Origin of the sequence: Nocardia sp. NPDC057440 (assembly GCF_042802915.1) — a bacterium.
Taxonomy (GTDB): Bacteria; Actinomycetota; Actinomycetes; order Mycobacteriales; family Mycobacteriaceae; genus Nocardia.
In genome coordinates this window covers 16,930-35,994 of record NZ_JBHVDF010000006.1, presented here as the reverse complement: position 1 = coordinate 35,994, position 19,065 = coordinate 16,930, and the positions used below count along the sequence as shown (strand labels likewise).

The following is a 19,065-nucleotide window of genomic DNA, read 5'->3' as shown; positions in this document are numbered from 1 at the left end:
GCAGCGTGTCGCACCTCGCGGCCTCGATCCGCGGGTTCGTCCTATTCGGGGACGATCGCTATTGCGTCGACGCACCGGCCGGAGTCGAACGGCGGCGATCAGCGCGCCGCCGCACCGAACCGCATGGCGCCCTTGCGGGCAGGCGTAGTCCTCAGCCCGCCGCTTTCTTCACGAGCTCGCCGAGCCTTGCCTCGTCGGCGGCACTCAATGTTGTCAATGCGAAAGCGGTCGGCCACATGGCGCCGTCGTCGAGGTTCGCGGAGTCGTTGAACCCGAATGTCGCGTACCGCGCTTTGAACTTCTCCGCGCTCTGGAAGAAACACACCACCTTGCCGTCCCTGGCATACGAGGGCATCCCGTACCAGAGTTTCGGCGTCAAGTCCGGTGCGCCGGCTTTGACGATGGCATGGACCCGTTCGGCAAGGACCCGATCGGATTCGGCCATCTCGGCGATCTTGGCGAGCACGTCCGTCTCCCCGTCGGCCTTCGACGCCCGCGAGCCGCGGCGCGCGGCCGTCTTCAACTCCTGGGCGTGCTCCTTCATAGCGGCACGCTCCTCCTCCGAGAAACTCACGGAAGTCTTGCTTTTCGCGGTTGTGCGTGTGGTGGATTTCTGAGCGGTCATCAGCGGGGTTCCTTCGGGTGAGTCTTGACGGGGACGGTTTTGACGCTGGAGGGCGGGAGTTGGTTCAGTTGTAGGCGTCGGTGATGGCGATCGACGGCAGCAGCGCCGAGAGCGGCACTCACCGGTCCTGAAGCAGCCCTAGGACGTTGCCATCGAGATCGGTGACGGTGGCGACCCGACGGCCTTCACCGACATCGCGCACGGGCTCTTTCACCGTGGCGCCCGCAGCGGTTAACTCGGCCAGCTTCGCCTCGATGTCGGACACGTGCCAGTACGCCACCGGTGCGGTCATGCCCTGCGGTCCACCGCCCGGCACCAGCCCGATGTGCTGGCCTTCGGTCTCGAAGCCGACGTAGTAGGTTCCGTCGGTCTGCGGTGGGAGGCCGAGCAGGGCGGCGTACACCCTCTTGGCCGTCGCCAGGTCGGAAACGGGGTAAAGCACGGTCTTGATTCCCCAGGTGGAAGCGGCGGTCATGATCAGTCCTGATGTCGTGGGTGGGATCGGGATCGTCTGAGGTGAAGGCGAACGGGAAGTCAAGGAGTCGACAGTCCGATCACTCGGATGGCGACTTCGTTGGTGGACCGTTCGTCTTGCGTCCATGGCAATTACGGTAGGCACGGCTCGGGGGCGTGACATCCGTGCCGAGCACGGAACGCTCCACTGAGAACGAGCACGTAGCTATGCCCGCGCGACGGGACGAGACCGGTGCGCGAAGATGGGGACGTGTCACAGCAGAAGGTTGCCGCCGGGATCTCCGACCGGGAGGCTGAGGTCCTGACCCTGGTCGGGGAACATCGCAGCAACGCCGAGATCGGCGCGCAGTTGTTCATCTCGGTGCGCACCGTGGAGACCCATGTGTCCTCGCTGCTGCGCAAGGTCGGTGTCCCCGACAGGCGGGCGCTCGCTGCCCGCGCGGCCAAGCTCGCCCGCGCGGAGCGAATGAGCGAGACGATGGTCGCCCTTCCCTCGCCGTTGACGTCGTTCGTCGGCCGAGCCAAGGAGCGCATCGCACTGCGCGAGGCCGTTGCCAGGCACCGTCACGTGACCGCCCTCGGCCCCGGCGGAGTCGGCAAGACCAGACTGGCGTTGGCCGTCGCCGCGGACCTGGCCGTCGATTTCGCGGACGGCGTCTGGTTCGTGGATCTCGTGCCGGTCACGGATCCGGCGATGGTCGGATCCGCGGTGGCCAGTGCTCTCGGTCTCGGTGAGCAACAGGGCCGCAGCCTCGACGATTCGGTGCTGACCGCCCTCGCCGATCGCCAGGTCCTGCTCGTGCTCGACAACTGCGAGCACCTTCTCGATGGCGCGGTGCCCTTCATCGAGCGCCTGCTCGCTCGCTGCGCGCGCGTGACCGTATTGGCCACCAGCCGGGCCCGGCTCATGGTGCCCTTCGAGCAGGTCTATGCCGTTCCCCCGCTGTCCCTCGACGGCGACGCCGCCGCGGCGGACGCCATCGCGTTGTTCCTGGACCGAGCCGCCGCCCTGGGCTGGCCCGTAGATCCGGGGCAAATGGACCGGGTCAACGAGGTCTGCCAGCGGCTCGACGGGCTGGCTCTGGCGATCGAGCTCGCGGCCGCCCGGCTGCCCACGCTCGGTCTCGACGGTCTCACCGCCAGCCTCGCCGATCCGCTGCGGCTGCTGGTCGGTGGACGTCGTGCCGACGAGCGGCACCAGTCCGTGCGGGCCATGCTCGACTGGAGCCAGGCCCTGCTCACCACCTCGGACCGGTGCGTGCTCCGCCGTATCTCGGTCCTTGTCTCGCCGTTCACCGCCGTCGACGCCGCCGAGGTGGCCGGGTATCCACCGCTGGAGCCGAACGCGGTCGCGGACGGCCTGGCTCGGCTCGCCGAGCAGAGCCTGCTGACCACCGTGGCTTCCTCGGGCGGCACTCGCTACCGGGCTTTGGAGACGATCCGCCAGTACGAGACCGAGCAACTCATCGCGAACAGTGAACTCCGCGAAATGCGTGCGCGCCACCTGCGCTGGTGCTCGAGGACCGCCGCCGCGCTGGCCGGGGAACCGCCGCCCGCCAGCGGCGACTGGCGCAAGAGGTTCGAGGCGGCGGTCGACGACATCCGGGCGGCCCTGGCCTGGGCGGCGGAACAATCCGATCACCGTGCCGACGCGCACGACCTGGCACTGGCCCTGGCTCAGCTGACTTTCACCAGGAATCTGGTCGGCGAGTCCCAGCAGCGGTACGAACAGGCGGCATCGCTCACCGACGACCCGGTCGTCGCGGCATCGGCGCTTCGGAACGCCGCGGTGGTGGCCGGTTGTCGAATGCGCGGCCAGGACATGTACCGCCTGTACCGTGCCGCCGCGGACACCGCGCGTAATGCCGGAGATACCGCCCGGGCCGCCCGCGATCTGGCCACGGCCGCGATCACCGTCTATCGGATGGCCGACACGTTCTCCCAGTCGCCACCCTCGGGTGAGGCCGCGGCGCTGCTGTCGCAGGCACGCGAGCTGGCAGGCGACGATCCGGCCGCCCAGGCCGCGGTAGCCCTGGCCGAGTGCGGTGTTCTCGTCGACGCGGTCGATTCGGAGCACGGTGCGCCCGAGGCGATCACGCTCGCCGAGCGAGCAGTCGACCTGGCCCACCGGACCGGCGATCCGCTGGCCCACAGTGCGGCCCTCGACGCGCTCGCCGCGGCCCAGTGCTGGGCGGGAGATCCCTTCGCCACCGCGGCGACGACCCGTCGGCGAGTCGAGCTGCTCGCTGCGGTCCCGATGACGCCTGCCAGCGCGCTCGAGCGGGTCAATGCGCTGTCCGAGGCGGCCGAGACCTGCATCGGAGCGGGTGATTTGGCGGGGGCTCGCCGGTGGGGTGAGCAGCTTCGCGCCCTGCCGTTGCTGGCCGAACGGGGTGACTTCGCCACCTCACGGCTGCTGGTTGCGGATGCGCTGGCGGGCAATGCCGACAGCGTGCTCGCGGGCAGCGGACGGTTCATCGACGCGTGGGAGCTCTCCGGACGCCTGCACGCGCCCAATCTCGCGACGGCCGCGGCCGCGGTGGCGCTGGTCCACGGCCTGCGCGGTGACGACGAGGCCAGAGCAGAGTGGCTGGCCATCGTCGACGAACTCGGTGTGACACCGGAGCAGAAGGCCGCCTACAGCGCCGTGTTCGACGCTATCGTCCTGCTCCACCACGGACAGGCCGACCAAGCTTTGGCGGAACTGTCGGCCGAGCCCGACGAGATGGACGAGCAGGTCATCTGGGTGTGGCGGCATTGGTACTTCGCACTGCGTGCCGAAGCCGCGGTGCTCGCCGGTCATCCGGATGCCCGTGACTTCCTCGCCACCGCTCGAACCGCGGTGGCCGGTAACCCGATCGCCGACGCGATCGTCGACCGAGCCACGGCCCTGCTCGACAACGACCCCGCAGGCATACTCGCCACCGCGGCCGCCTTCGAAATAGCCTGCTGCCCCTATCAACAAGCCCGTACGCTGACTCTCATCGGCGACTCCGCTGCGGCAGGCAACGGCACCGACCCGGCCTAACTCTGCAGGAAGGGGACCACGTTGTCAGAGCGATCAGGAACCCGCGCCGACGATCCGTTCAGTGGTCGACGCCCGACCAGTCACGAGCGGCTGACGGGACTGCCATGGGATGCGTCGTACCACGACGGTCCTGCGCCGTGGGATGTCGGTCGGCCGCAGCCGGCGATAGTGCGGGTGGCATCCGAGGGCGGGTTCGCCGGAGCGGTGCTCGATGCGGGCTGCGGGACCGGCGAGAACGCTCTGCACATCGCCTCGCTGGGATTGTCGGTTCTTGGCGTCGACGTGGCCGAGACGGCACTGGCGATCGCCCGGCAGAAGGCGGACGACCGTGGGATCGGGGTCGAGTTCGCTGCGGCTGACGTGTTCCAGCTGGAGCGATTGGGGCGCAGGTTCGAGACGGTGCTGGATTGCGGGCTGTTCCACACCCTCGACGGCGACGAGCGACCCGGATACGTGGCGAGTCTCGCGTCGGCGACCGAGCACGATGGAACCCTGTATGTGCTGTGCTTCAGCGACGATGGACCCGATACCGGCCCGCACCCGATCAAGCAGGAAGAGCTCAGAGCGGCGTTCGACCCCAGCCATGGATGGGATGTCGTCGCGATCGAATCGGACCGGATTCAGACGAGATTCCACGACGACGGCGCACCGGCCTGGTTCGCGACAATCAAACGGATCTGAGACTGCGACCTTCCCCGTAGGTGACCGAGCCGATGCAGTGGGCAGTGCGGTGACACACCGTATTCGGTGCGCTGAGTGACGCTCGCCGTCGCGATCGTCTCAGGGTGCGGCGGCGAGGGCCAAGGCGTCGGCTGCGCGGTATTCGGCCGCGGGTAGGTCGGCGACGCAGGCTGCCAGGTCGTTGTGGTCGGGGGAGTCGGTGATGGCGAGCGCGGCGAAGCGGCTCCAGATGGTGGCGCAGTCGCGGTAGGCGTCGGCGGCTGCGCGGAAAGGCTTGTCGCCGGTCAGGTCTGCGACTTCCTTGCAGAATTCCGATTGCAGGCGGCGGAAGAAGCCGCCGCCGGTGCCTGCCTTCTCCACGAAGACGCGGACGGTGCGCAATGCGATGCCGAGTTCGTCGGAGGTGAGATCCGCGGGCCATCGGGCGACGTCGTGGCAGAACTTCTCGACTCCGGCCAGGCCGAGGGTGCGGGTGGAGCCGGGCGGGAGGGCGGCTTCGGCCGCTCCGATCGGTTCCTGGATTATGCCGTGCAGGTTCGCGACAGCGGCCGTTGCGGCGTCGCGGGCGGCGGGAAGCACGTCGGGGAGCCGGTCCGGGAAGTGCATCGGATAGGTGGCGTGCCGGTTGGGATCCGGAAAGCCGGTGGAGTAGCGGGCTTTCGCGAGTGCCTGTAGGGGGACCGTCTGTACGTCGTCGCGGTCGTTGTCGACGATGTAGGCGATCTCGGCGTCGGTGTCGTAGCCGATGACGACGATGTCGTGGCGGGTATTGGAGAGCCGGACGCGCAGGTAGGGCAGTTCCATAATGTCTGCCCAGACCATGACCGGCCGGCCCGCGTCGAGTTCGCCGGTGACCCATGACCAGGCGAGGGCGGGATCGTCGGTCTGGTCGCGGCGGGTGTCGATGTCGAGGCGGGCGCACAGATCCAGCTCCATATCGGCCGTGCGGCCGACGAAGTAGAGCGGCGGCATGAGGCCGGGGATCCGCAGGTATTGGAAACTCAGCCCGCCGCCCATGCCGAAGACCAGCGCCTCACTGGGCGGGCCGGTCCAGCCGAGTCCAGCCCATTCGATGAGGTCGCGCAGGGCCCCGGAGCCGCAGTGGCCGCCGAGGCGGTGCGGGTAGTCCTCGATCAGCACACGGGCCACGCCGGTCCTCCATTGTTAACAGTCCTGTGTTGTCTGTAATGGAATAGCATGGGTTGGGCGCACTGCGAAGTCAACCGGAGGTGAACAGTGTCGGTGCCGATGACCCCATGGGGTCCGGTGGCGGCGGACCCGCCTGCGGAGGATCGCAAGAATCAGATCCTGGACACCGCATGGCGTTTGGTGGTGGCCCAAGGCGTCTCGGCGACTTCGATGTCACAGCTGGCGGCCGAGGCGGGCATCTCCCGCGTGCTGCTCTACCGTCACTACGAGAACCGGGACGCGGTCGTGCGCGACCTGCTGGCCCGCGAGCTGTTCCGGTTCTACGCCGAGCTGCATCGGCTGCCGCAGCCCGGCGACGCAGTCGAGGGCGCCGCACGCAATATCCTGCACACCATTGCCTACCTGCGGAATAGTGTTCTGTTGCGCAAACTTCTGGTGGCCGAACCGGCACTGCTGCCGTATCTCACGCTGGAGGCCGGGCCGCTGCTGGAGGCGTCGAGCCGGTGGTTCGCCAGCCAGATGATCGAATGGAGTGTGCCGCCGGGGCGGGCCGTCAGGGCGGCCGAGATGCTCACGCGCTTCGTCGCCTCGGTCGCGCTGACGCCGCGGGTCGATATCGATTTCGATGATGTCGCCGAGAGTCGCGAGGTGGTGACGGCGCTGGTGCGCGGGCTGATTGGTCCCGGCGCTTCGATGTGACCGACCGGATGCTTGTCCGGCGAGGTCTTGACATGCCGCGTTCGTGGACCGACTCTGTCTGTTAACAGCAGTGCACGGTTTGTCAACAGATTGGCCGCGCTGTCGGAGAAGGAGCGTGCGCGATGACCGCTACCGATCAGCCGCAATCCCCGGCGAGACAGCTCTTGGCCGAGGTGCTGCTCACCGACTTCGGCGCAGCCGGGCCCTATGACGGCTATCGACGATTGCGGGAACTGGCCCCGGTGTTGAATACCGGTAGTCGCACACTCGTGCTTTCCCGATACGCGGATTGTGATGCCGCGCTACGTAATCGGGCGATCGGCAAGGCCGACGAGTCGCTCGGTTTCCGGCTCTCGCCGATTCCCGAGGAACTGCGACAGCGGGCCGCGCACCGCTTCCGCCGGACAATGCTGTTTCGCAATCCGCCGGATCACACGCGGCTGCGTCGGCTGGTGTCCTCCGCGTTCACCGGACGTCACGTGGAACAACTGCGTGCCGCCGTAGTCACGCAGATCGAGACACTGCTCGACGGCTTGGCCGAGTACGACACCGTCGACATCATTTCCGAACTGGCGCTTCCTCTTCCGGTCGGCGTCATCGGCGACCTGCTCGGCGTGCCCGAAGCCGACCGCGCCGCCGCCGCGCCATTGATTCGCGCCATGCTCGCGCCCTTGGAGCCGAGCTCGGACGCCGCGGCCGTCGCCCGCTCCGCCGACGCCGAGGATGAGCTGGCCGCGTACTTCGCCGATCTGCTCGCGGCCAAACGCCGCCACCCGGCCGATGATCTGCTCAGCCGCCTCGCCACCGCGCGCGGGGCGGACGCGCTCGACGACGACGAATGTGTAGGCAGCGCCATCCTGCTCTTCGCCGCCGGATTCGAAACCACCACCAACCTCATAGGTAATGGCCTCGCCGCCCTACTGGCCTTTCCTGATCAACGCGAACTCCTGTGCGGCAGAGCGGAACTCGCCCCTGGCGCGGTCGAGGAGCTGCTGCGCTACGACGCCCCCGTGCAGACCGACGGCCGCACCGTCCTGGAGCCGACGATCGTGGCGGGCATCGAGTGCGAGCCGGGCCGCACCGTCCTCATGCTGCTCGGCGCGGCCAATCGCGATCCGGATCGCTTTCCCGATCCCGACCGCCTCGATCTCACCCGCTCCGGCTCCCCGAATCTCGCGTTCGGCTCGGGCATCCACTTCTGCCTCGGCGCACATCTGGCCCGCATGGAGGGCATCGAACTCTTCCCCCGCCTGCTGGCCCGGTTCCCCGCCATAGCGCCTGCGGGAGAACAGATATGGCGATCGGGGTTGTCCTTCCGCGGGCTGCAATCGCTTCCGGTCTCATTGAGCTGATCAGCAGTCGGCAGGCTCGAGCGATTCCCCCACGCCAGCCCAGTCCCGCCCATGTTCAGGTCCAGCGGTGTCATCGACGCCGAATGCGGCGAAGTTCGATTACGGAGCGGATCATCCACTGCGCCGCGAGCCAGGCAGTGATCGCGGTCAGCGGCACGATGACATGGCCCCACCTGTCACGAATCGGGTGGTAACCCGCGACGCCGTGACTGATTTCGATGTAGCCCAGCGGGCGTACGTGAGTGCCGCCGCCGACACCACCGAATCCGAAGCCCGCGCGCGCAACGGGGACGATCGTGATGCCGTCGGCCGTGACCGGTTCGCCGAAAACCGTGGCTGCGCCAGCTCGTCCACCGATCGATTCCATCACTCGCTCCAGCATCGCCGCGGCGGAATCTGCGGCATCGGGCCCAGTGGGCTCAGCTGACCGGGAAGCAGGATCCTGCGATGCCTGCATGGTTGTGGACCTACGTAGCCGTTGAAAACGTTTGAGCTAGAGGCTAGCTGGAACCGGTCATCGCCGACGAACTCCGCCGCTGGAGTCACGTCCTGCTGCCATGGTGCTCATCGGGTTCGGATTGCTGCGTGACCCTGCGGCGGCGAGTGGAGCAGCTACTCTGCTTGCCAGGGCAAGCCGTTGAAAGCGAACACGGCCTTGCGCTTGTATGCCTGCCGACCGTTGCCGAACTGCCGCAACATGCCCGACGGCCATACATCCGGCCGAGCGCCCTGACAACACAACAGCTGGCCCCGCTCCTCCAGGTACTCGCGGACAGCGAGCAGGCAGCTCAGGTAGTCATCATCATCCGACCCGAACACGCCCTGCCCCACCAACTCCACCCGCGCCACCGACGGCTCACCCAGGCGAAGCACGACCGGCCAGAGCGTGCCCGCGGAATCAACCGCCGTCAAGTTCACAACCTCCGACATCCCACTCCCATCATCGCCGAGGATGCTACCCACACCGAGTCCTCGACCGAGCCCGCCAATTGGGTCAAAACTCGCTGGTAATCATGCGGCTCGAGGCCCAATAGGCCGAACTCAGCTGGAGTCGGGTCCCGGAGCGATGAACTTCGGTGTCTCAGGAGATGTCCGCTCATCGGCTTTGCAGGATGTTCTGAGCCGCAGCGGTCTTGGGCAGTGTGATCGTCGGCGGGGTTGGCTGGCGTGTTGATGGCCGGTCGTGGTGTCAGTCGAGCTGTCAGGTGTGTGTCAGGTCGGTGTCAGTCAGCTCGGCGACAGTATGTCCATCGAACAAAACGACCGGCACCGACACGGTCGGTGCCACCACCGATTTCGAGGAGTACACGACATGTCCATCACCATCGCCCTGACCGACCAGGACAAGAGCACCCTGCGGACCGCCGCCTACGGCGCGGTGTCGCTGATGGCCGCCGCCGGTGCGCCGCACAAGGGAATCGCGCACGGTTCCATCGCGCTGACTTCTGCGACCGGGCTGGTCGGGCACGTGCTCGCCGCCAAGTCCAGAGACATCCACCTGCCAGGCAAGTCCGTCGCCGAACTCGCCGACCAGGTGCTGCCGAGCCTGACCGCGGCGATGAGTTTGCTCGGCGAGCAGTATCCGGGCGAGGTCGAGAACTTCCGTGGCACTGTCGCGGTCGCGGTCGAAGCCGCGGCCGGGCCCGGCAAGGGTGAGCCCGGCCCGGCGGTGGCGGCGATGGCACGCAAGATCATCGCGGCCTTGGACGCGGCCTGAGGGATGCGGGGCCGGGGCGGCACAGCCGATAGCTGGTCGCGGGGTCCTCTGCGGACCCTGCGACACAGCGGCGGTCGAATCCTGGTGCGGCCGCACGGCAGTTGGGCACCGCGCGATAGGCGGCAATATCGGACATTCGTGAGCGCGGGGTCGATGTCTATCTCCTCCGGCCGGTCACGGGGAACCGATTGCAATATGAGAGCAGTGTGACTATGGTCCATCTGATTGCAGAGTGCAACCAGATGGAGGTGTCGTATGGCGCAATTGGTCCGCGTCCAGAACTTCAATGTGTCCAGCGATGGTTACGGTGCAGGGGAAGGGCAAAGCCTCGATCGCCCGTTCGGCCACGCCGATCCGGGGCCGCTCTGGTCTTGGACGGGCGCCACCGCGCACTGGCCCAACCGCACCGAGCCCGGTGGCACCTACGGCCTCGACGACTACTTCGCCCGCGACTACCGCAACAACATCGGCGCCGAGATCATGGGGCGCAACAAATTCGGGCCGCAGCGCGGACCGTGGGAGAACTACGACTGGCAGGGGTGGTGGGGCGATGAACCCCCGTTTCGTACGCCGGTGTTCGTCCTCACCCATTATCCGCGCCCCTCGATCACGTTGGGAGACACCACGTTCCATTTTATCGACGCGACTCCGAAGGATGCGCTGGTGCAGGCACTCGCCGCCGCTGAGGGCTTGGACGTGCGAATCGGCGGCGGTGTCGCCACGATCCGGGAATTCCTGGACGCCGATCTCATCGACACGATGCATATCGCTGTCGCACCGGTAGAAATCGGTCGCGGCGAAAGGTTGTGGGCAAGTCCTGACGAACTTGTCGACCGCTTTCAACTGGAGCAGATCCAGAGCCCGAGCGGAGTGGTGCACCACCTGTTCTGGCGATCGTGACCGCCCGCACGTAGGAGGCATGACTGCTTTGCGGCACGTCCCTCAATGCGCTCAACTCGGCATGAGCTGATGTCGCGAGCCGCAGCGCGTCGCGCTCGCCGGTCGCGCGGTGAGCGGATGCTTACCGCGCAGCTAGTTCCTTTCGCCGCTCCGATGCGAGCAGTCGTATCGGAGCAGTACCTTCCGGCCGCGGTTACCAAGATCCCCGTCGTGCCCTTTGGGCGAGCGAAGTGGAATCCGGTCGGCTCACTACGAGAGGGAAGTATTGAGCAGGCCGGACGCCCCGCCTGGGTGTCGGTGGGTATCGGTAACGTCGGTAGCTGTGGAAACTGGGGAACAAATCCAAGAGCTCGCGGACCGCATCGTGACGCTGCGCGACGCCTACTACCAGGGCTCGCCGCTGGTCGCGGACGCCGAGTACGACGCGATCGAGGACGAGCTACGCGGCCTGATCGAGGCGCATCCCGACCTCACGCCCGACCCGAATCCGCTGGAGCAGGTCGGCGCGCCCGCCGTGCTGCACGCCCCGATCCGGCACTCGCGTCCGATGCTGTCACTCGAGAAGGCGACCAAGCCTGAGCAGGTCGCGGCGTTCTTCAACCGCTTCCCCGGCCAGGCGGTGGTGGTGATGCCGAAGCTCGACGGCTTGTCCCTGGCCCTGGTCTTCGAGGACGGGCGGCTGGTGCGTGCCGTGACCCGGGGTGATGGCACCACCGGTGACGACGTGACCATGCTGGTCCGCGCGTTGGTCGATGGCGTCCCTGAGCGGATCGACGTCCCGGGGCGGGTGGAGGTGCGTGGCGAGGCGGTGATGCTGCGTTCGACCTTCCTCGCCTACAACACAGCGCATCCGGACAAGCCGCTGATCAATCCGCGCAACGCCGCGGCGGGCACGCTTCGGGCGAAGGACCCGGCCACGGTCTCCGAGCGGCGCCTGCGGTTCTTCGGCTTCGACTTGGATACCTCTGCAGGCGGCGCCGCGGTCGACCTGGGGGAGGGGCTGCGGGCACTGGGTGTCGCGGGTGCGCAGATGCGGCTCTGCGCCGACGCCGAGCAGGCGCAGGCGGCGATCACCGCGATCGAGCAAGGTCGCAACGAGCTGGACTACGACCTCGACGGCGCGGTGCTGCGGCTGGCCGACCGAGATGCCTACGCGGCGGCCGGGACTCGGTCGAACTCCCCACGTGGTGCGCTGGCGTTCAAGTTCGCCGCCGAGGAGAAGACCACGTTGCTGGCCGAGGTGGTCTGGGACGTCGGCAAGACGGGCAAGATCGTCCCGGTCGCGTGGCTGGAGCCGGTGTTCGTGGGCGGTACCACGGTCACGAAGGCGACGCTGGCCAACCAAGAGGTGATCCGCGCCCGCGACATCAAGGTCGGTGACACTGTGCTGGTGCGCCGCGCGGGCGACGTGATTCCGTTCGTGGCGGGCGTGCTCGACGCCGCCAAGCGCACGGGCAAGGAGCGCGAGATCGTGCCGCCCACCGCCTGCCCTTCGTGCGAGCAGCCGGTGACCGAGCAGGGCAACAGCCGGGAGCTGTTCTGCACCAACGTCTCGTGCCCCGCACAGACGGTGCGCAGGCTGATCCACTGGGCGTCGCGGGCGGCGGCGGACATCGACGCCATCGGTCAGGTGTGGATCGAACGTTTGGCCGAGGCGGGCATCCTGGAGCGCCCGTCGGACTTCTACACGCTGACAAAGGAGCGCTTGCTCGAGTTCGACCGCGTCGGCGAGGTCTCGGCCGCGCGCATGATCGACTCGATCGATGCGAGTCGTCCCATCGGCCTGCGCCGCGCGTTGATCGGCCTCGCGATACCGATGGCCTCCGACGGGACCGCCGCTCGCCTGGCCCGGGCGGGATTCGGCTCCCTGGAGGAGGTCGCCGACGCGGGCGAGCAACGCCTCGTGGCGGTGGAGGATATCGGACCGAAGGTCGCCGCCTCCCTGGTCGCGCACCTCACTCGCCTGCGTCCGGAACTGGAGCGGCTGCGAGCGGCGGGCGTATCCCTGGACGTGCGCGAGGAAGACCTTCCCCCGGTCATTGCGGCCGGCGCACCCCTGGAAGGCAAGATCGTGGTGATCACCGGCGCTATCAGCGACCCGCGCTCCGGCGAGAAGGTCGCCCGCCCGACGTTCCAACGCCTGTGTGAGCAGGCGGGCGCGGCGGCGGCGTCCTCGGTCTCGGCGAACACCGACCTGCTCATCACCGGTGCGGGGGTCGGTGAGAGCAAGCTGGCCAAGGCGGAGAAGCTCGGCGTCGAGGTCGTCGACCAGGGCGAGATCTGGAACCTGCTGATCGCCGCCAAGGTCATCTAGACCTCGGCGCGCTCGACCGGGCCGAACTGATCTCGATCGGTGCCGTCGGCGCAGCTATCCGCGACTGAAGCGTTCCACCAGCCGGGCATAGCTGTCATCGCCGTGACCTGCATCGAGCGCTTCCGCGACGAGGTTTCTGGTGTAGGTGGGCAGGTCGATGTCGATGCCACGGGCTCGGCTTTCGGTGATCAGGTCATCGATGGAGGGCAAATGATGTTGGAGCGCACCGTAGGGAGCGGCGAACTCCGCGCGATCGATCTCGTTCGCGAGCATCGGGAACAGCGACGGCAGCGCCGCCAAGGACGGCTCTGCCTGCTGGTGGAAGTCGCCGACCCGAATGCCGGCGTTGCCGAGAAGTGCTGCGGCGTGGAGGAAGCCGTTCAGCAGACCCCACATGATGTCGTGGACGGCCATCCCATACAGCACGGGCACACCCGGGTCGGATGAGACAAAGGTGGCGCGGCCGCCGAGGACTCGGAGCAGGGCTTCGTGGCGGTCGAACACGTGACGGAGGCCGCCGTAGAACACCACCGCGTCCGGTGAGCCGATGACCGGAGCGATAGTCATGATCTGGCCATGCAGGTAGTCCGCACCGTGCTCGGTCACCAATTGCCCGGTGGCCATGGACTGTTCAGATGAGCCGTCAGTCAGATCGACCACGGTTCGCCCCGGCAACGCCGCCGCCGCCGCACTCAGCAGCTCCTTCGCCACCGCACCACCCTTGACATTGACGATCACCACCTCGGCTGCGCCTGCGGCCGCCTCGGGCGTCGTCGCCCGGCGCGCCCCCTCGGCCACCAGCGGATGAGCTTTGTCTTCCGACCGGTTCCACACTGTGACCGGATAACCGGCCTCCAAGACGGCAGCGGCCAGCGCCGACCCCATCTCGCCCAACCCTAGAACCGCGACTGTCACTGCTTCTGCGTTCTCGTGCACACTCACGGAACGGACACTAGAAGCTCAACTTACCTTCAGGTCAAGCCCAGCGGGACGATTGCGCGGGCGGAGCAGCAGTTCGACAATGGGAGTGAGCCGGGTAGGGCCGAAGTTTCATGGGTTCGGCTGTCGGAGTGTGGCTTTGTCGATCTGTTCGCGGAGGATGTCGCCGTGACCTGCGTGCCTGGCGAACTCTTGGATCATGGCGAGCAGTGTCCATCGCATACTGACGTTTCCCTCGCGGGGATTGTCCTTGGTGTCGTCGAGGTCGAAGCGGGACGCGATCACTCGTGATCGTCGGCTTGCGCGCTCGAACTCGGCGATGACGTCGGTCAGCGACTCGTCGTCGGCGACGGCGAATGTGCCCTCGTCGCGGTGGGAGTATCCGTCGCATTCGGATTCGTCGAGTCCCGCCCAGAACCGTTGGAACCAGATCCGTTCCGCGGCAGCGGCATGCTTGATCAATGAGATCGGTGTCGTCAGCGACGCGACGAGTCGTCGGCGGGCGTCGGCGTCGGACAGGCCGCGTGCGGTCTCGATGAGTGCTTCGCGGTTGTGGTCGAGCATGTTCTCGATGAGCGCTCGCTCGGCGCCGTTGGTAATTGGGTTGGTACTCATGGGCTTTCACTCCATTCCTTGTTGTGTGGTGAGGCCCGTGCGTATGGGCTGAATGGCACAAGACGGCGGGTGCAGCGATCAATCTCGGGAGAGAGACGAAGCGTCCGGCGTTAGGGAACGACCGGGGAAAGAGAGGCGCTCGCCGCGCGATTGCGGACCGAGCGTGGACGATGCGGGCCTGCATCGACACCGCAGCCCAGGCCTGTCAGGAGGCCTGCCGCCTAGGGTCAGTATGTCGTAGATTTTGATTCCGGGCTAAATGTCGATGACGGCGCCCTTGCCGGGACCCGTAGCACGCGGTGGCCGCGTTCCTCGCCGATGTCGTCGGTATCCGATGTTCACCAAGACCGCGAGCTGGACAATACCTGGACTACCCGAGCTGATCGCCCTTCAGTTCTCCGCCGCCTCGACCCGGCTCCGGAGCAGGCAGAATTCATTCCCCTCCGGGTCGACCAGTACGTGCCACGTTGCGGCGCCGGTCTGGCCGATGTCGGCCTTCCGCGCACCTGCGGCGAGCAGCCGTTCCAGTTCCGCGTCCTGATCCCGGTCGGTGGGGTTCACGTCGAGGTGCAGCGGCAGTTTCCCGCGCTTCGGCTCGGTGCTGCGACCGAACACCAGTGTGGGTTGCGGCCCGCCGAAGCCGGTTCCGGGCGGGCCGATCTCCAGGTGGTCCTCGCCCTCCCAGCCGAGTTCGACGTAGCCGAGGACTTCGCACCAGAAGTCCGCCAGCCGTTGTGGGTCGGCACAGTCGATGACGAGTTCGGTGATCCTGCAGGCCATGCGTGCGACAGTACGCGTGCGGGATGTCCGGGATTGTGCCGAAAAGCGTTTTTCCTTGTCAGCGCGGCGCAGCTGTCCAGGGCCGCAGTTTCTCCGGATTCCGCATCGCCCAGATCCGGGTGATCCGGCCGTCGGCGATATCGAAGGCGTAGACCGACACGATGGCGTCGGCGAGCTGCGCCACCAGGCCGGGTTGGCCGTTCACCGTGCGCTCGAGCAGCGTCACCTCGGGGGCTCGGGCGGCGATTTCGATCCAGGCGCGGGCGATCTGCTCGCCGCCGTTGATCGGGCGGAGGAAGGCCGGAGCCAGGCCGCCGCTGTCGGCGGTCGCGGTCGCCTGCGGATCGAGCAGACCGATCAGGGCCTCGATATCCTGTGTCTCCCAAGCCCGTTTGAAGTCCCTGACCACCTCGGCGCGCTGGGTTCTCGACGGCCCCCGCGATGTGCGGATGCGGCGGCGGGCGGAGGAGGCGAGCTGGCGGCAGGCCGCGGGGGTCCGCCCGACGATATCGGCGACCTCGACGAAGGAGTAGCGGAAAACGTCGTGCAGGACGAACGCCACCCGCTCGGCCGGCGTCATGGAATCCAGCACGACAAGGAAGGCCATACTGATCGACTCGTCGAGGGTGACCCGGTCGGCGGGATCGGCGGCGGGACCACCGAGCCATTCGGAACGATCGGGTAGCGGCTCCGGAATCCATTCGCCCACATAGCGTTCCCGCCTGGCTCGCGCCGAGCCGAGCAGATCGAGGCAGATGCGGCCGGCGACCGTCGTCATCCACGCGCCGGGTGCCGTCACCTCTCGTCGCTGCCGCTCGGATAGCGCGTACCAGCGGGCGTAGGTCTCCTGCACCACGTCCTCGGCCTCGGCCAGTGAGCCGAGCAGCCGGTAGGCGAGATTGATCAGCTGACGGCGTTCGCTGATCACCGAGCGCAGTTGCGGATCGGTCATGGTGTTCGGCTCCCTCGGTCGATGCGTCCCTTACTGAAATCGACGAAATAGCGACCCGAACTGTGAGACCGCCTGACATTCCGGCCGGCTGCGTCGTCGGAAGGTCATGACATTTTCAGCAGAGCAGGAGTTCCGGACATGATCAGAATCGGCATCATCCTCGGTAGTACCCGACCCAACCGTAACGGTCCGCAGGTCGCCCGATGGGTGCTGGACACGGCATCGCGTCGCGGCGACGCCGAGTTCGAACTGATCGACCTGCGCGACCACCCGCTACCGCATCTGGACGAGCCGGTGGCGCCGATGTTCGGTCCCTCCGTACATGAGCACACCCGCGCGTGGGCCGAGCGGATCGCCCCGTTCGACGGGTTCGTGATGGTGACCCCCGAGTACAACCACTCGGCCCCCGGAGTGTTGAAGAACGCCATCGATCACCTGTTCGCGCAGTGGGCGGACAAGGCGGTCGGATTCGTCTCCTATGGCGCGGGTGGCGGCGTCCGCGCGGTGGAGCATCTGCGGCTGGTTTGCGGCGCGCTGCGCATGGCCGATGTGAGCCACCAGGTCGCGATCTCGGTGCTCACCGATTTCGAGAACTACACCGTCTTCCAACCGGGCGACCACCACGCCACAGCCCTGAACACGCTGCTGGATCAGGTCGTCGCATGGAGCGCCGCGCTCGCGCCGTTACGGCTGGCGGACGCCGAAACCACTCTCGTCAATTCCTGAGGAGCCGATCATGCTGACGCCAAACGACTTTCGGTCGCCAAAAACCCGCCTTAGCGGTGAGCGCCGGGATTGGCGACCTCGTCCGGGATCGACGGGTTCGGGGTGACCTTGCTGCCGTTCGAGCCGAGGGTGTAGGTGATGACCACCGGACCGCCCGAGGGGCAGCAGTTGGCATCGTTGCCGGTCAGCCAGCGATAGCGCACCTGGACATCGCGGTCGGAGGAGCCGACCACGCTCGTGTACGACGTCGCCTTCTGCGTCGCGGTGCCGAGATACCCGTCGTGGTTGAAGAAGAGCACATGGTAGGGCGAGCTGGCCGTTGCGCGCGGCGTTGTCGCAAGCACCCAGAGCAGCTGGGGGCAGGAGCCGACCGGCGCGTCGGTGGCGCTGTCGATGCTGTACGGGTCACCGCCCACCGAGGGGCCGATCGATGTGATCGCGCTGTTGACCACGCCTGAGTTCAGATCGACGCACCTGCCTTTACCCGCGGTGGCAGGGGCGTCATCGGCCTGCGTGCGCGTCGTCACCGGCGGCTGCTGCGCTGGTGTGTCCTGCGGCTGCTGCGCTGGTGTGTCCTGCGTCGAGTCCGAACCAGCCGGTACGTGGATGGCGGACGCGGTGGCCGGGCCCGATGTGCCGGGCGTCGGCTGTCCGGTCGCCGATGGCGTCGCGGTGCTCTGGCATCCCGCGACCGCACCGGTCACCAAGATCGCCGCGAAAACCGTGCAGACTATCGTTCTCATACGAATTCCCTCCCGAATTGGCTCTGCTGGGAAGGTCGGATCCGGGAGGGTTGCTGTTACACCTCCGAATTCTCTGGGCTTGCTCCGGCATCGTGCGAAAGGCCGCCTCTGCCAAGGAAATTGCCAACACCTAGCCATTCGCTGTTCGAGCGCCCGCACAGGATGGCGTGTCGGGCCGTACCCCCGGGCCCGGGTTGCCGGCACAGAGCGAATCTCGTTCACCGCACCGCAATGCGGCCGAGCATCGGTTTCCACCGAGGAATTCGTCTCTGCTGTCACCGATTCCGATCGTTGCCTGCTCGAGGCCATGCGGACCCGGGTCACACAGTTGGCTTCGGCCGGCCCACCAGCCGACGTCGAACTGAGGTCGTCGCGGAGGGCTGGTCCGAACCGGATTCGGTTTGTCGAGGCGATGTTCAATGGCACCATGACAATTGAGATCACCAAGGCGGCGGACCCCACCTTCGAGTGGCTGGCCGCGCAGGTCGGCGCGGGGGCCCTGTGGCGCCCATCCGAGCTGCCCGAGCGGCTGGAGCACGCCGAGTCGCGGGCCTTCCTCTCCGAGGTGGGGTTCCCTGCGGTGGTGCTGGAGGGCGAGTGGTTCGACTCGGCGGACCTGCCGGAGAAGGGCATGTGGGAGGCCGACCCGGACGAGCTGTTCGGCCGCCGCTACCCCGACGACGACTCCCCGCCCGCGAAGTACGCCTATGGTCTCGGCGAGTTCTACGGGGAGATGACCCTGATGCTGGACGGGGAGACCGGTGTGGTCCAGGTCTACGCGCCCAGCGGCTGGGACCACGGCGAGGGCGACCAGGGCGTCGCGTTCACCTCGGTGCGGGAGGCGGCCGGGGCGGTCGCGTTGATGGCGGGTCTCGCCGCGCGGCTGGAGGGGCCCGACTCCGACGAAGCCGCGCGAGAGCTGATCGCCGCGATCCGCGCCCACGAGTGGGCGGAGTCGGCGTATTGGGCCTGGGCGCTGGAGCGCCTCGAAGAGGACTACCTGGACTGAAGAAGAGACGGCACCACGCGATATGCGGATCGAGATCGGTTGGTGCTGGGGCGGATTCATCGGCCGGGTTTCGGGCTGAGCGATAGCCGCGCAAGGGATTCGGCAGCTCCTCGACATCGGCACGGGCTTTCCCGCGCCGTCCGATGTTCACGAGATCGCGCGATCGGTGATCCCGGAGGCCTCCGTGACCTATGTCGACAGCGATCGAGCCGCGCTCGCGCGCGGCCGCGTGCACCACCACAGCACACCCTCCTGAAGGACGGCGATGAGATCGAACGCCTCCTGATTGTCGACCAGGAGGTGCCCTACGGCGGGCATCGCAGCGAGTGAACGCCGCTCACCTCGAATGACCGCGCCGATCT

At 67.3% G+C, this 19,065-nt stretch carries 20 protein-coding genes and 1 pseudogene; 11 read left to right on the top strand and 10 right to left on the bottom strand.

The window, feature by feature from the left end; genetic code table 11:
- Window positions 1–151 precede the first annotated feature (151 nt).
- Window positions 152–625 carry an iron chaperone gene (locus ACFU4Z_RS13830; RefSeq protein ID WP_379062652.1) on the bottom strand — a complete coding sequence of 158 codons (474 nt, stop codon included), beginning with the start codon at window positions 623–625 and terminating at the stop codon, window positions 152–154.
- A 118-nt stretch (window positions 626–743) separates the two neighbouring features.
- Window positions 744–1,100 carry a VOC family protein gene (locus ACFU4Z_RS13825; protein ID WP_379062650.1) on the bottom strand — a complete coding sequence of 119 codons (357 nt, stop codon included), beginning with the start codon at window positions 1,098–1,100 and terminating at the stop codon, window positions 744–746.
- 249 nt (window positions 1,101–1,349) lie between these two features.
- Between ACFU4Z_RS13825 and ACFU4Z_RS13820 the strand changes: the two genes are divergently transcribed.
- Both ACFU4Z_RS13820 and ACFU4Z_RS13815 read left to right on the top strand, forming a co-directional pair.
- Entirely contained in the window at window positions 1,350–4,127 is a 2,778-nt protein-coding gene (locus tag ACFU4Z_RS13820; protein WP_379062648.1) for a LuxR C-terminal-related transcriptional regulator, read from the top strand.
- A 21-nt stretch (window positions 4,128–4,148) separates the two neighbouring features.
- Window positions 4,149–4,808, top strand: a complete 660-nt coding sequence (locus ACFU4Z_RS13815) for a class I SAM-dependent methyltransferase (protein ID WP_379062646.1) — start codon at window positions 4,149–4,151, stop codon at window positions 4,806–4,808.
- A gap of 99 nt (window positions 4,809–4,907) precedes the next feature.
- Here ACFU4Z_RS13815 and ACFU4Z_RS13810 read toward each other — a convergent pair whose 3' ends face one another.
- Window positions 4,908–5,957, bottom strand: a complete 1,050-nt coding sequence (locus ACFU4Z_RS13810; protein WP_379062644.1) for a BtrH N-terminal domain-containing protein — start codon at window positions 5,955–5,957, stop codon at window positions 4,908–4,910.
- 99 nt (window positions 5,958–6,056) lie between these two features.
- Here ACFU4Z_RS13810 and ACFU4Z_RS13805 point away from each other — a divergent pair, with 99 nt between their 5' ends.
- A complete protein-coding gene (locus ACFU4Z_RS13805) occupies window positions 6,057–6,656 on the top strand; it encodes a TetR/AcrR family transcriptional regulator (protein ID WP_379062642.1) in 600 nt (199 codons plus the stop codon).
- A gap of 122 nt (window positions 6,657–6,778) precedes the next feature.
- Entirely contained in the window at window positions 6,779–8,008 is a 1,230-nt protein-coding gene (locus tag ACFU4Z_RS13800; protein ID WP_379062640.1) for a cytochrome P450, read from the top strand.
- Window positions 8,009–8,078: 70 nt separating this feature from the next.
- On the opposite strand, the gene ACFU4Z_RS13795 is transcribed toward ACFU4Z_RS13800, so the two are convergent.
- Both ACFU4Z_RS13795 and ACFU4Z_RS13790 read right to left on the bottom strand, forming a co-directional pair.
- A complete protein-coding gene (locus tag ACFU4Z_RS13795) occupies window positions 8,079–8,375 on the bottom strand; it encodes a hypothetical protein (protein ID WP_379062638.1) in 297 nt (98 codons plus the stop codon).
- A 245-nt stretch (window positions 8,376–8,620) separates the two neighbouring features.
- Complete coding sequence (locus tag ACFU4Z_RS13790; protein ID WP_379062636.1) at window positions 8,621–8,920, bottom strand: hypothetical protein; 300 nt, start codon at window positions 8,918–8,920, stop codon at window positions 8,621–8,623.
- 400 nt (window positions 8,921–9,320) lie between these two features.
- On the opposite strand from ACFU4Z_RS13790, the gene ACFU4Z_RS13785 reads away from it, so the two are divergent.
- From ACFU4Z_RS13785 to ligA, 3 genes are all read left to right on the top strand, one after another.
- Window positions 9,321–9,725: a hypothetical protein gene (locus ACFU4Z_RS13785; protein WP_379062634.1), complete on the top strand. Its 405-nt coding sequence runs from the start codon at window positions 9,321–9,323 to the stop codon at window positions 9,723–9,725.
- Between the two features lie 255 nt (window positions 9,726–9,980).
- Window positions 9,981–10,625: a dihydrofolate reductase family protein gene (locus ACFU4Z_RS13780; protein WP_379062632.1), complete on the top strand. Its 645-nt coding sequence runs from the start codon at window positions 9,981–9,983 to the stop codon at window positions 10,623–10,625.
- A 322-nt stretch (window positions 10,626–10,947) separates the two neighbouring features.
- A complete protein-coding gene (ligA, locus tag ACFU4Z_RS13775) occupies window positions 10,948–12,939 on the top strand; it encodes an NAD-dependent DNA ligase LigA (RefSeq protein ID WP_379062630.1) in 1,992 nt (663 codons plus the stop codon).
- 54 nt (window positions 12,940–12,993) lie between these two features.
- On the opposite strand, the gene ACFU4Z_RS13770 is transcribed toward ligA, so the two are convergent.
- From ACFU4Z_RS13770 to sigJ, 4 genes are all read right to left on the bottom strand, one after another.
- Window positions 12,994–13,881: an NAD(P)-dependent oxidoreductase gene (locus tag ACFU4Z_RS13770; protein ID WP_379062628.1), complete on the bottom strand. Its 888-nt coding sequence runs from the start codon at window positions 13,879–13,881 to the stop codon at window positions 12,994–12,996.
- Between the two features lie 108 nt (window positions 13,882–13,989).
- Window positions 13,990–14,493, bottom strand: coding sequence for a DinB family protein (locus ACFU4Z_RS13765; protein WP_379062626.1), 504 nt, complete (start codon window positions 14,491–14,493; stop codon window positions 13,990–13,992).
- A gap of 390 nt (window positions 14,494–14,883) precedes the next feature.
- Window positions 14,884–15,273, bottom strand: coding sequence for a VOC family protein (locus ACFU4Z_RS13760; RefSeq protein WP_379062624.1), 390 nt, complete (start codon window positions 15,271–15,273; stop codon window positions 14,884–14,886).
- A gap of 58 nt (window positions 15,274–15,331) precedes the next feature.
- Window positions 15,332–16,225, bottom strand: a complete 894-nt coding sequence (sigJ, locus tag ACFU4Z_RS13755) for an RNA polymerase sigma factor SigJ (protein WP_379062622.1) — start codon at window positions 16,223–16,225, stop codon at window positions 15,332–15,334.
- Between the two features lie 138 nt (window positions 16,226–16,363).
- Here sigJ and ACFU4Z_RS13750 point away from each other — a divergent pair, with 138 nt between their 5' ends.
- Complete coding sequence (locus tag ACFU4Z_RS13750) at window positions 16,364–16,951, top strand: NADPH-dependent FMN reductase (RefSeq protein WP_379062620.1); 588 nt, start codon at window positions 16,364–16,366, stop codon at window positions 16,949–16,951.
- Window positions 16,952–17,001: 50 nt separating this feature from the next.
- Here ACFU4Z_RS13750 and ACFU4Z_RS13745 read toward each other — a convergent pair whose 3' ends face one another.
- Window positions 17,002–17,694: an LppP/LprE family lipoprotein gene (locus ACFU4Z_RS13745; protein WP_379062617.1), complete on the bottom strand. Its 693-nt coding sequence runs from the start codon at window positions 17,692–17,694 to the stop codon at window positions 17,002–17,004.
- Here ACFU4Z_RS13745 and ACFU4Z_RS13740 point away from each other — a divergent pair.
- The 3 genes and pseudogenes from ACFU4Z_RS13740 to ACFU4Z_RS13730 all read left to right on the top strand — a co-directional run.
- Window positions 17,585–18,046, top strand: a pseudogene (locus tag ACFU4Z_RS13740) (DUF5984 family protein); the annotation flags it as partial. The gene ACFU4Z_RS13745 and the pseudogene ACFU4Z_RS13740 sit on opposite strands and share 110 nt — an antisense overlap.
- Window positions 18,047–18,121: 75 nt before the next feature.
- On the top strand, window positions 18,122–18,703 hold the full coding sequence (locus tag ACFU4Z_RS13735; protein ID WP_379063498.1) for a hypothetical protein: 582 nt from the start codon (window positions 18,122–18,124) through the stop codon (window positions 18,701–18,703).
- 82 nt (window positions 18,704–18,785) lie between these two features.
- Window positions 18,786–18,959 (top strand): SAM-dependent methyltransferase, encoded by a 174-nt coding sequence (locus tag ACFU4Z_RS13730; protein WP_379063447.1) that lies wholly within the window; start codon window positions 18,786–18,788, stop codon window positions 18,957–18,959.
- The last annotated feature ends 106 nt before the right edge of the window (window positions 18,960–19,065 follow it).

Coding starts and splice junctions, on each gene's coding strand:
- ACFU4Z_RS13830 (WP_379062652.1), bottom strand. CDS start 625: ATGACCGCTCAGAAATCCACCACACGCACAACCGCGAAAAGCAAGACT.
- ACFU4Z_RS13825 (WP_379062650.1), bottom strand. CDS start 1,100: ATGACCGCCGCTTCCACCTGGGGAATCAAGACCGTGCTTTACCCCGTT.
- ACFU4Z_RS13805 (WP_379062642.1), top strand. CDS start 6,057: ATGACCCCATGGGGTCCGGTGGCGGCGGACCCGCCTGCGGAGGATCGC.
- ACFU4Z_RS13800 (WP_379062640.1), top strand. CDS start 6,779: ATGACCGCTACCGATCAGCCGCAATCCCCGGCGAGACAGCTCTTGGCC.
- ACFU4Z_RS13795 (WP_379062638.1), bottom strand. CDS start 8,375: ATGGAATCGATCGGTGGACGAGCTGGCGCAGCCACGGTTTTCGGCGAA.
- ACFU4Z_RS13785 (WP_379062634.1), top strand. CDS start 9,321: ATGTCCATCACCATCGCCCTGACCGACCAGGACAAGAGCACCCTGCGG.
- ACFU4Z_RS13780 (WP_379062632.1), top strand. CDS start 9,981: ATGGCGCAATTGGTCCGCGTCCAGAACTTCAATGTGTCCAGCGATGGT.
- ACFU4Z_RS13765 (WP_379062626.1), bottom strand. CDS start 14,493: ATGAGTACCAACCCAATTACCAACGGCGCCGAGCGAGCGCTCATCGAG.
- ACFU4Z_RS13760 (WP_379062624.1), bottom strand. CDS start 15,273: ATGGCCTGCAGGATCACCGAACTCGTCATCGACTGTGCCGACCCACAA.
- sigJ (WP_379062622.1), bottom strand. CDS start 16,225: ATGACCGATCCGCAACTGCGCTCGGTGATCAGCGAACGCCGTCAGCTG.
- ACFU4Z_RS13750 (WP_379062620.1), top strand. CDS start 16,364: ATGATCAGAATCGGCATCATCCTCGGTAGTACCCGACCCAACCGTAAC.
- ACFU4Z_RS13745 (WP_379062617.1), bottom strand. CDS start 17,694: ATGAGAACGATAGTCTGCACGGTTTTCGCGGCGATCTTGGTGACCGGT.
- ACFU4Z_RS13735 (WP_379063498.1), top strand. CDS start 18,122: ATGACAATTGAGATCACCAAGGCGGCGGACCCCACCTTCGAGTGGCTG.